The 8,525-nt window shown below is 66.7% G+C and carries 9 protein-coding genes; 6 read left to right on the plus strand and 3 right to left on the minus strand.

Going from position 1 to position 8,525, the window contains the following annotated elements:
- Positions 1-6 precede the first annotated feature (6 nt).
- The 4 genes from ACK59X_RS14295 (at position 7) to ACK59X_RS14310 (ending at position 3,029) form a co-directional block, all read left to right on the plus strand.
- Positions 7-339 (plus strand): hypothetical protein, encoded by a 333-nt coding sequence (locus ACK59X_RS14295; protein WP_409958059.1) that lies wholly within the window; start codon positions 7-9, stop codon positions 337-339.
- A 52-nt stretch (positions 340-391) separates the two neighbouring features.
- Complete coding sequence (locus ACK59X_RS14300; RefSeq protein WP_409958062.1) at positions 392-739, plus strand: copper-binding protein; 348 nt, start codon at positions 392-394, stop codon at positions 737-739.
- Between the two features lie 434 nt (positions 740-1,173).
- Complete coding sequence (locus tag ACK59X_RS14305; protein WP_409958064.1) at positions 1,174-2,265, plus strand: diguanylate cyclase; 1,092 nt, start codon at positions 1,174-1,176, stop codon at positions 2,263-2,265.
- Complete coding sequence (locus tag ACK59X_RS14310) at positions 2,265-3,029, plus strand: CPBP family intramembrane glutamic endopeptidase (protein WP_409958066.1); 765 nt, start codon at positions 2,265-2,267, stop codon at positions 3,027-3,029. Before ACK59X_RS14305 ends, ACK59X_RS14310 begins: the two co-directional genes overlap by 1 nt.
- Positions 3,030-3,038: 9 nt before the next feature.
- Here the strand turns inward: ACK59X_RS14310 and ACK59X_RS14315 are convergent, their stop codons facing one another.
- Positions 3,039-3,482: a hypothetical protein gene (locus tag ACK59X_RS14315; RefSeq protein ID WP_409958068.1), complete on the minus strand. Its 444-nt coding sequence runs from the start codon at positions 3,480-3,482 to the stop codon at positions 3,039-3,041.
- Between the two features lie 197 nt (positions 3,483-3,679).
- Between ACK59X_RS14315 and ACK59X_RS14320 the strand changes: the two genes are divergently transcribed.
- A complete protein-coding gene (locus tag ACK59X_RS14320) occupies positions 3,680-5,344 on the plus strand; it encodes an ankyrin repeat domain-containing protein (protein ID WP_409958069.1) in 1,665 nt (554 codons plus the stop codon).
- A gap of 107 nt (positions 5,345-5,451) precedes the next feature.
- A complete protein-coding gene (gene gor / locus ACK59X_RS14325) occupies positions 5,452-6,846 on the plus strand; it encodes a glutathione-disulfide reductase (RefSeq protein WP_409958077.1) in 1,395 nt (464 codons plus the stop codon).
- 25 nt (positions 6,847-6,871) lie between these two features.
- Here gor and ACK59X_RS14330 read toward each other — a convergent pair whose 3' ends face one another.
- Together ACK59X_RS14330 and ACK59X_RS14335 are read right to left on the minus strand one after the other, a co-directional pair.
- On the minus strand, positions 6,872-8,290 hold the full coding sequence (locus ACK59X_RS14330) for a hypothetical protein (protein ID WP_409958071.1): 1,419 nt from the start codon (positions 8,288-8,290) through the stop codon (positions 6,872-6,874).
- 22 nt (positions 8,291-8,312) lie between these two features.
- The coding region (locus ACK59X_RS14335; protein ID WP_409958073.1) for a hypothetical protein at positions 8,313-8,525 on the minus strand (213 nt) is incomplete at its 5' end.

Below are 8,525 nucleotides of genomic sequence, written 5' to 3' on the forward strand. Positions count from 1 at the left end.
CCTTTCGTGACATCCATACAGCGCCTTCCTGTGATCGCCTTCATGGCCCTGGCCTGCGATTACGCCATGGCGGCCGACAAGCTCTCAGGCTGCCTGGCCGTGGGGCCCGGCCGGTTCGACCTGCGCACCGCGCCGGACCAGATCTACTTCGTCGAAGTCGACCGCGCGGTGATGGACCAGATCAAGGCCTTGCAGGGCGAGGTGCCGCTGTGGGTGACGCCCGTGCAGGTCAAGGCATCCCCGCGCAAGCACCCCCAGGCCGGCCCCGCCGGCAAGTACGGTGCCATCGCCAAGGTCACGGAACTGGCGGTATTGAGCGACCAAAGCTTGTGCCGATAAGGGGGTATTGACCGCTTGGTCCATGGCCCGGGTGTGCGGTATGCTTTTGCGCATGACCGCAATGCTCACGCTCTGCTCCCTGGCCGCCGCTGCGGCGCTGCTGTGCTGCCTGCCGGTGGCCGCCCTGGCCCAGACGACGGCCGCCGCAGCAACAGCGGACCCCGCCACCGTTTACACCCATGGCGAGTTCCGCGCCGTCTCACAGGAGTCGGGCAGCCGCGACACCTTTGCCCACATCAAGGTAGCGCCGGGCGTCAAGATCCCGTTTTCCACCATCACCTACCGCGTGCGCGACGCGGCGCTGCTCAAGGGTTTGCGGCCCGGCACACGCGTGGAGTTCCGCGCCGAGCGGGTGGAGGGCGAGAACGTGCTGGTGGCTATCCGGCCGCGCCAACCGTAGGCGGTCTTTCTGTCGCCCGATAGCAATGGTCCGTAAACGGCGCAGAGAAGCAGGCAGTCAGGAGAGAACGGCTTCGTCCCTGCAGAGGCTCGTTGCACGCATTCCACCGGGTTGGCTGGTGGCGATGGTCTTCTGTGGCTTGATCGGTTCCTTCGTGCTGGTCATGGGTTTGCTCAGGGGGCTTGCCCCAGGGCCATTCAGCCAGGTCGAGGAATGCCGCCAGCGCTGCCAGCCCTGGGCCGGCATCCTCCGGGACGACAAGGACTATCCCATGTCCACCAGAGGCCAGTACCGCCAGATCTGCCAATGCAGCTGATGCCGGCATACGGTTTCCCGGCCTCGTCATGGGTCCGAGGAAGGAGGGTATGTCCGACGTGACGGCGACCGGCGCTCGCCAATAATCCGGTATCTCCACCGCCAGCCCTCCCCACGCCATGGACCTTGCGCTTGCTCCCCCGCCGGACGATGTCAGCATCCACACCGCGCTGGCCGACCCGCGGCGCCTGGCTGCCGTGCAGCGCACGGGCCTGCTCGACAGCGCGCCCGAGGAGACCTTTGACCGACTCACCCGCCTGGCCTCGCGGCTCACCGGCGCGCCGGTGGTGTTCGTCTCGCTGCTCGACCGGGGGCGCGACTTCCACATGAGCACAGCCCTGGGCCCCGGCGTGGCCGCGCCCGGCGGCAGCCGCGACCAGATGGGGCGCACCTTTTGCCACTATGTGGCGGTCTCCAAGGTACCGCTGGTGATCGAAGACGCCACCTTGCTGCCCGTGTTCCGCGACCTGCCCGGCGTGAAGGCAGGGCGCGTGCGCGCCTACGCCGGCATACCGCTGCTCACGGAAGACGGCGATGCCCTGGGCACCTTTTGCGCGCTCGACTTCGCGCCCCGGCACTGGACCGAGCAGGACCTGGACGTGCTCACCGAACTGGGCCAGTCCGCCCTGCGCGAGATCCGCCTGCGCATCGCCCTGCAGCAGGCTGCCAGCATCAACCTGCAACTGGTCGAACAGATTCAGCGCGTGGACGAGCTGAACATGCGGCTCGAAGACCTGGCCACCACCGACCCCCTCACGGGCCTGCGCAACCGCCGCGCGTTCGACGCCCTCATGGCCCAGGAACTGGCCGTGGTGCAGCGCCGCGGCACACCGCTGAGCCTGCTCATGCTCGACGTGGACCACTTCAAGCGCGTCAACGACACCATCGGCCACGATGGCGGCGACCGCGTGCTGCAGGCCATTGCCGGCCACATGAAGGCCTGCGCCCGCACGGTGGACGTGGTAGCCCGCGTTGGCGGCGAAGAGTTCGCCGTCATCCTGCCCAGCACCGGCGAGGCTGGCGCGCTGGAGGTGGGCGAGCGCATCCGCAAGATGGTGGAGGCCGGCCCCTGGCCCGAGATGCCTGTGACCATCAGCGTGGGCGCCGCCACCCTGGTGGAAGGCGAGAACGCCGAGCGCATTTACGGGCGTGCCGACGCGGCCTTGTACGCAGCCAAGCAGGCGGGACGCAACCGGGTGCAGCAGGGCTGATGGCGGGGGGCGCAGCGCCGCCGCTGCCCGCACAGGGCACGGATTTCCCGTTCTACGACGGCCGTCCCTTGGCACTGGGCGCCCGCCAGTGGCTCGCCGTGCTCCTGGTCGCCATGGCAGCCTATGGTGCGCTGCACATCCCCTCCGTGGCGGCCATGCGCGTCTTGGGCGGCTGGCCGGCGCTGATTCCGGCGCTGGCCTTCCCGGCGCTGCCGCTGCTGGCCCTGCGCGCGGTGGCGGGACCGCAGTGGCAGCAGCTGTTTCGGCCCGTGGGTTGGCGCGATGTGCGGCTGGCGGTGGGCCTGGTGCTGCTCAACATCGTGGTGACGGTGGCCGTGGCGCTGCTGGTTTCTCAATTGTTCGGCGCCGTGCCCAACCCCGTGGTCAAGGCGCTGGCCGCCATGGGCACGGCCGAGAAAATTGTGTTCCTGGCATGCACCATCCCGCATCTCATCGGCGAGGAAATCCTCACGGTGCTGCCCTTCCTGGCCCGGCTCACCTGGCTGGCGGGCCCGCTGGCCTGGCCCCGGCGCCGGGCCATCGTGGGGGCGTGGGTGGTGTCGGCGGTGCTGTTCGGGGCCTTGCACTTGCCGACCTACGGCTGGAATGTGGCGCAGAGCCTGGTCATCATCAGCGTATCGCGCATGGTGCTCTGGCTGGCCTACCTGCGCACCAAAAACCTGTCGGTGGCATCGCTGGCGCACATCCTCAACGATGGATTGTTGTTGGGGCTGGCCTTTCTGCTGGGCGCCCTTATCAACTGAGCACGGTGCTCAGCGTGGCCGGGCCGTTCGTGCCACGCACCACGTAGCCAGCCACGACGACAGCGCAGACGCCACGCCCACGCCCACCAGCAGGCTGGCAGGTCGCAGGTGGTGCGAGCCACCCAGCAGGTACAGCAGCGCCAGGGCGCAGATGGCCATGGCGGCGATGCACGCCGCTGCCTTCCTGTCCGCGGGCGGTGCCACGGCGGCGCACAACAGTACGGGCAGGGCGGCCGTGACGGCGGCACCACCCATGTCCTTGGCCAGGTAGACCGGCAGTGGCCAGCTGCATTTCTTGTCGCCACTTGCCAGGCCGTACCAGACCAGGTCTGCAGGGCAGTGGGCGAGCGAAATGTCGCCGATGCTCAGCCACAGCCGGACACCCAGATAGACGGCGGCGATGAAGGCAAAGGGCAGGGCGGCTTGGCGGATCTGGCTGTGAAAGGCTGTCATCTGTTCTTGGGGGCATGCCCAGGGCAACGTGCGCAGCAGTGTCGCCCGCCAGCGTGAGGCCTGTGTGAAGAGCCCGCAGTCCCTGGTGGCCGCATTCGTTGCACCAGCGGGGTGGACAACTTGTCCAGCAGACCGCGCTCCAGCCTCGCCACAATCGGGCAATGGCCGCTGTGGCCGATTCAGCCCTGTTGTATTCCATGTCAGAAAACCGTTTGCGCTACACCCTGTACTTCCAGTCGCGCGCCGAGGCCCGCCGCTGGGTCGACGAAGCCGAGGCCACGGAGCGCCTGCCGCTGGATGCCCAGGCCCAGGCGCTGGAGGCGTTGCTTGGCCTGCCCGAAGGCTCGGGAGCCAGCTTCGAGTTTGCCAACTGCGTGGGCCTGCTGGCCGAACTGGCCGTGCTCGGCCCCTGGTCCCTGCTGCCGGGCGATGGCTGGCCTGCCGGCCTTGCGGAGCGAGGCGGCAAGCTCTTTGGCTGCGAGTGGGACGATGGCGCAGGCGACGGCCAACTCCAGGGCCTGTGGTTCAACGGCCCGGGCAGGGAGGTGAGCAAGAAGCAGTTCGAGGCCGCCGCGCGCAAGATGGACCCGATGGAAGAGGTGCGCCAGTTGCTCGCCGGCAATGACCACGAGGCCCTGCTCGACCTGGTGCGCCACCATGGGCTGGACTCCAACAGCCTGGTGGGCCACTGGCCGCTGATGGTGCACCTGTTCACCGTCAAGGATGGACGCAACGACACGCTCTTGCCCACCGACGCCATCATCGCGCTGCTGCAAGCCGGCGCGCGCCCCGACCCGGTGGCCCTGGTCACGCGCATGCCCGAGTACTCCACGATGCCGGTGTTCCCCTTGCTGCGCGCAGCCCATGCCTTCGACAGCCGGCTGATGCAGGCCTTGCTCGACGCCGGTGCCGAGGTCAACGGCATCGATGACGAGGGCGCTACCGCCCTGCATGCGCTGGTCAGCTCATCCGAGCACCTGAGCGAGCCGCCCGAGCGCTGCCTGCAGGCCGCGCAGCTGCTGCTGGATGCGGGTGCCGATGTCAATGCCTACAGCCCGATCCACGGCTCGCCTCTGGCCCATGGATGCCACCAGCGTGTGCGCGAACTCCTCATGGCGCGTGGCGCCCGCATCGCCTGGCCCGAGTCCACCCTGCAGGGCGAGATGAAGTTGCGCCAGACCCATGCCGTGTGGGCGCATGACCATGCCTGGCTCGATACCCTGCTGGAGCAGGCGCCACCCGACGAGGAGACGCGCCGCAGCCTGCTGGTACATGCCCTCAAGGACGGCAACCACCATGCACTGGACCGGCTGTGGCGCGAGGGTGTCGACCATGCCCTGGTGCTGGTGCCCGGGGTTTTTCCGAACCTGCTGGTGGAGTCGGTCACCGACCAGCCGGAGATGGATGCCGCGATGCTGAACGACCTGGTGGCCCGCAGTGCCGGCAAGCCCGTGCCCGGGCAGGACGATCCGCAGTGGGCCGATGCCGCAGCCTCCACGCTGCGCCACTGGGTGCGCCGCGACAAGCTGCGGCCGCCCCTGGCGTTGCTGCAGCAACTGCTGGACCTGGGCCTGCCCGCGACTGCGCCGCCCGGCCGTTCCTGCGCACTGGCTGCGGCCATCGCCGCCAAACGGACCGATGCCGTGGCCCTGCTGCTGGCCCATGGTGCCGACCCCAACCACACCATGCACGACGGCGGCAACGCCCTGCATGAAGCCCTGTACTGGAAGGCCACCGACTGCATCCCCCTGCTGCTGCAGGCCGGTGTGGACCGCGACCGGCGTGACCAGCAGGGAAGAACGGCCATGGAGCGTGCAGTCACCAAGCGCAACAAGGCTGCGCAGAAGTACCTGGCGGGGTAAGTTCAGTGCCGCCTGCAGCGAAAGCCTGGCCGGATTAACATCCGGGCGCCGCAGTGATGGCGCAGACACTGGAGATGCGCGCTGCGGCTGACAAGGAAAACCAGGCGATGAGCGGCTATGACTATGATTTGTTCGTGATCGGTGGCGGGTCGGGCGGGGTACGCGCGGGGCGCGTCGCGGCCTCGCTGGGCAAGCGCGTGGCGGTGGCCGAGGAACACCGCTTTGGTGGCACCTGCGTGATCCGCGGCTGCGTGCCCAAGAAGCTGTTCGTCTATGCCTCGCAGTTCCATGAACACTTCGAAGACGCCGCGGGCTATGGCTGGACGGTGGGTACGCCCACGTTCGACTGGAAGGCGCTGATCGCAGCCAAGGACAAGGAGATCGCCCGCCTGGAGGGCCTGTACCGCCGCGGCCTGGAGACCAACCAGGCCGAAGTGATCGACAGCCGCGCCGAGCTGGTCGACGCGCACACCGTGCGCATCATGGCCACCGGCAAGACGGTGACGGCCGAGCGCATCGTCATCGCCACGGGCGGCGCGCCCAACCCGCATGCTGCGCTGCCGGGGCACGAGCTGTGCATCAGCTCCAACGAGGCCTTCGACCTGCCTGAGCTGCCGCGCTCCATCCTGATCGCCGGCGGCGGCTACATCGCGGTCGAATTCGCCAATGTGTTCCACGGCCTGGGCGTCCAGGTCACACTGATCTACCGCGGCAAGGAAATCCTCTCGCGCTTCGACCACGACATGCGCCAGGGCCTGCACAAGGCCATGGTGGACAAGGGCATCCGCATCCTGCTCACGGACGTGATCGAGAACGTAGCCCAGGTGGAAGGTGAGGGCGGCGGGCTCATTGCCTCCACCAAGAACGGCGAGACCATCGCCGTCGACACCATCATGCTGGCACTGGGCCGCGACCCCAACACCAGGGGCCTGGGTCTGGAGGCAGCCGGTGTGGCCCTGGACGAACGCGGCGCCATCGTCGTGGACGCGTACTCGCGCACCAGCGTGCCCAGCATCTGGGCACTGGGCGACGTGACCAACCGCGTGCAGCTCACGCCCGTGGCCATCCACGAGGCCATGTGCTTCATCGACACCGAGTACCGGGGCCAACCCACCGTGCCCGACCACGACCTGATCGCCACCGCCGTGTTCTCGCAGCCCGAGATCGGCACCGTGGGCCTGTCGGAGGAGGACGCCGCAAAGCGCTATGCCGAGCTGGAGGTCTACCGCGCCGAGTTCCGCCCCATGAAGGCCACGCTGTCGGGCCGTGCGGAAAAGATGGTCCTGAAGCTCATCGTCGATGCCGCCAGCCGCAAGGTGCTGGGCGCCCACGTGCTGGGCCACGATGCGGGCGAGATGGTGCAATTGCTGGGCATCTCCCTCAAGGCCGGTGCCACCAAGGACGATTTCGACCGCACCATGGCCGTGCACCCCACCGCGGCGGAAGAGTTCGTGACCATGTACCAGCCGAGCTACCGCATCAGGGATGGGCAGCGCGTGTGATCGATTGGCAACCGCTTTCCCGGTATTACACCGTGTCTCCGACAATCCGTGCCAGTTCGTCCAGCAGGTCTGCGTCATCAAGCGGTTCAGCTTCACTGAGCAGTCCTACTGCAGTCTGACCCTGGCGCATCAGTTCAACAATCTCGTCCGTGGAGTGCATGTCGATGGCATTCGGGTTCATGAACATGGTGGGGCTCATCTCGTTTTGAATGAGCAGCTTGTTCATGAGCAGGAACGCCACCGTTCTGATGTTCCCGTCCGAGAAGAGGTGGTGTTGATCCAGGTCCTTGCAGCACTTGGCGATGGCGCGAAGTATGGCGGTCTCGCGCTGGGGGTTGTCTTGCGGGGCGGCTTCAACCTCGCGGTGGTACTGCGCGATGATCTGGCCTGCCTTCGCCTTGCATTGCTCTGGCGTATGGACAGCGGTGCGCAATCCGGGAACAGGCCCCGATGGTCCCGTTTTGAATTCTTTCCTGTAAATGCACCATTGTTCCTGGCGCTGAGGCGAGCGCGCAAACTCCAGCAGGCCCGCTCGACTCATGTTGGAGCCTTCGACCAAACCAAATCCTACGGAGCCGTCTCGAAAACCCTGCTTCATCAGACCAGCGGGACCCACGTGGTTTCGTTCGTGGACGCCACCGACCGCGATGTCGTGCAGCTCGCCATAGCTTTCCGCTGTCACCGGGTCTTGTACGTGTGCCAGCATGTGATTCAAGGCCTTCAGCATGCCGTGCATGTAACCGCATTCGTTCTCAAAATGGACGATGCCTGTCAATTCTCCGTGGGCACTTCCATCCATCACCAGCTTCCAGCACTCATCCGGGAGCGCCATGTTCCGCAGTTCTGGACTTGGCGAGTTCGCGATGTCTCGTTCGAAAATGGCCTGCTCACGCGCCATTCCCGTGTAGGCGATAAAGCGATCCTTGACCGCTTCTCCCACCACGGGGGCTGTCCTGATTTCATCCAACATCGCATCCAGCACCACCAGCCTGTCGGCAGGTGTCACTGCATCGGCAGCCAGCAAGCGGTCGCCCAAATGCGTTTGAAAGTCAAAATAGGCCTCCAGGCCCTCCACTTCGCGTGGCGAAAGATTGATGGAGTTGGCCGCAACGTCCCACTTGTCGCACAGTTGGGCTGCGGACTGTTCAACCATGTGCATCGCCATCTGCACCAGCCGGCCCGTCAGGGGCAGACCAGCGTCGAGATGGCTTTCCAACAGCTCGCGAACCGCAGGTGCGGCTTCGGGAGAGCTTCCGTGGATCGAAGTGAACAGGTTGTCAAACGCAGCCTGGTTCTCTTCGGTGGAGTTCCCGCCCAGCGGAAGCAGGCTCGCGTTCTGCGCCTGGCTCTGTTCGTTCAGGGTGATGCGGGTTGCGTCGCCCGCCATTTCACGCCATGCGGCAAGGCCGGCAGGATTGGGGGCGGTCGTACTCAGCGGCGGCATGGTTACCAGGGCGTGTCATCCATCATTTCGCACCCGCGAAAGCCTGCAGCGCGGTGCAGTGCAAGGCGCCCTGAGTGCCGCGTAGCACGGCTACGCAAGCGAAGGGCAACGCCGCAATGCGCCGCGCTGCAGGCTTTCCCTTCGGGCTGGCCGCGGCATGCGGCGTCTGCTTTGTCGCACGGTTTGCCAATAGCTGTGCTATTGGCTGCGCCGTGCTTCGCGCATCCATCCGAAT

The sequence above is a fragment of the Acidovorax sp. genome (assembly GCF_046339755.1).
In the GTDB taxonomy this organism is placed as follows: domain Bacteria; phylum Pseudomonadota; class Gammaproteobacteria; order Burkholderiales; family Burkholderiaceae_C; genus Acidovorax.

Coding starts and splice junctions, on each gene's coding strand:
- ACK59X_RS14305 (WP_409958064.1), top strand. CDS start 1,174: ATGGACCTTGCGCTTGCTCCCCCGCCGGACGATGTCAGCATCCACACC.
- ACK59X_RS14330 (WP_409958071.1), bottom strand. CDS start 8,290: ATGCCGCCGCTGAGTACGACCGCCCCCAATCCTGCCGGCCTTGCCGCA.
- ACK59X_RS14300 (WP_409958062.1), top strand. CDS start 392: ATGACCGCAATGCTCACGCTCTGCTCCCTGGCCGCCGCTGCGGCGCTG.
- ACK59X_RS14320 (WP_409958069.1), top strand. CDS start 3,680: ATGTCAGAAAACCGTTTGCGCTACACCCTGTACTTCCAGTCGCGCGCC.
- ACK59X_RS14315 (WP_409958068.1), bottom strand. CDS start 3,482: ATGACAGCCTTTCACAGCCAGATCCGCCAAGCCGCCCTGCCCTTTGCC.
- ACK59X_RS14310 (WP_409958066.1), top strand. CDS start 2,265: ATGGCGGGGGGCGCAGCGCCGCCGCTGCCCGCACAGGGCACGGATTTC.
- gor (WP_409958077.1), top strand. CDS start 5,452: ATGAGCGGCTATGACTATGATTTGTTCGTGATCGGTGGCGGGTCGGGC.